This window comes from Candidatus Kurthia intestinigallinarum, from assembly GCF_003991225.1.
GTDB lineage: Bacteria > Bacillota > Bacilli > Bacillales_A > Planococcaceae > Kurthia > Kurthia populi.
Genome location: NZ_JTFC01000241.1, coordinates 1 through 1,391, shown reverse-complemented (window position 1 = coordinate 1,391; position 1,391 = coordinate 1). Strand labels below are relative to the sequence as shown.

Genomic DNA, 1,391 nt, shown 5'->3' with positions numbered 1-1,391 from the left:
TAGAAGCTAATTATATTTTGTATGATTTTTCCATTAGAAAGATTAATTGCAGAAATATGCTTATTTTTAGATTCACTAATTATTTTTCTTTGAGTAGGAATACAAATGGTTAAGATTGACAATAGTAGATGATGCACTGATTTACGTCATTGAAGAGGGAAATTTCGGTTTCAGCGGTTTCGATGATATAACTTGATCCAGCTGCATCATGAGCGGAATGGAGCGTTTCAGCTTCAGCTGGAAAGAGATATAGTTTAACTAAGACAATGGTTAATTTATTTGTAGGCATAGAAATAGCATCTCGTTTGATTGATACATTTATCGTACCGAGTAGCCGATTTTGTCTACTCTTATTTATAGTTAACTTTATTTACTTGATTGGCCTTCAAAAGTTCAAATATATTTACAAAATCATCTAACATTTCCATCGTCAATTTAAAATCTGTTTCTTCATTTTTAACTTCTTCTCGATGAATCGAAGGAAGATCTGTTATTAATCGATTACGCGGACGTTCTGGTAATTTAAAATCTTTCTGATGAAAATAGAACTTATTCTCAATGCCATAAAGCTGCAGGATTTTTTCAATGTTGTTCAAAATATCTCCTTCACCATTTAACAGATTTTCGAAATCTTCTTTTGAAATATTTGTTTTTTCAATGAACCAACTATTTGAGCGTTGTGTAAAATTAATAAATTGCTGCAGGTTTTTAATAATAGTTTCTTTTGATTGATTATCCATTAGATTCCTTCCTTTACTGCGTAACATCATTTATATATTCTAAAAGTTTTGCCTTTCTTAAATGACGTCATTTATCTGAATTATAGATAAATTAGTTTTAAGACATTATAAATTCAAATTTTATCCATATTTAAAGATATCACAAAACGAGAACGTATGCTCTGTTTTTGTAAACTCTCATAATAACCCGTTACGCGTACTTGCATACGTATTTTGCTAAATTTCTCAAACTCATATAATTGATATCAGATTTCTATATAAAGAAAGAGCAGCTAAAAAATAAGCTGCCCTTTCAGTCAATAATTTATTTATGCGTGTAGCTTCTCTATACAATATTGTAGTTCTGCTTCAGATAAATAATCTAATTCACGGTCCAACAACGAACGAATTAAATCATCTATGCTTTTACAATCTCTAGACATTTTCAAATATCTTAAGATATCAATTACTTCGGTTGACATTCTAATTGAAGATGAACTGCTAAGCTCTACTTTTTTATAATTTCGAAATGTATCCAATTTTTGTTCATTCCCTTTTATCTGTTTTTCTTTTTCATTCATGATTTCCATTCTACTTAATAGTTCCTCCGCAATACGTATATATGTAGCGTGTATATCCTGATCTTGCGTATTTTGTTGGAGGGATGTTATG

2 protein-coding genes are annotated in these 1,391 nt (G+C 29.8%); both read right to left on the bottom strand.

The features are described from left to right. Positions 1–350: 350 nt before the first annotated feature. Complete coding sequence (locus tag QI30_RS20175; RefSeq protein WP_126992160.1) at positions 351–740, bottom strand: hypothetical protein; 390 nt, start codon at positions 738–740, stop codon at positions 351–353. Positions 741–1,048: 308 nt separating this feature from the next. After that, positions 1,049–1,391: hypothetical protein (locus QI30_RS20170; RefSeq protein WP_233600658.1), on the bottom strand; the 343-nt coding region annotated here is incomplete at its 5' end.

What these genes read in the sequence shown, in the direction of transcription:
- QI30_RS20175 (WP_126992160.1), bottom strand. Translation starts at nt 740, where the DNA reads ATGGATAATCAATCAAAAGAAACTATTATTAAAAACCTGCAGCAATTT.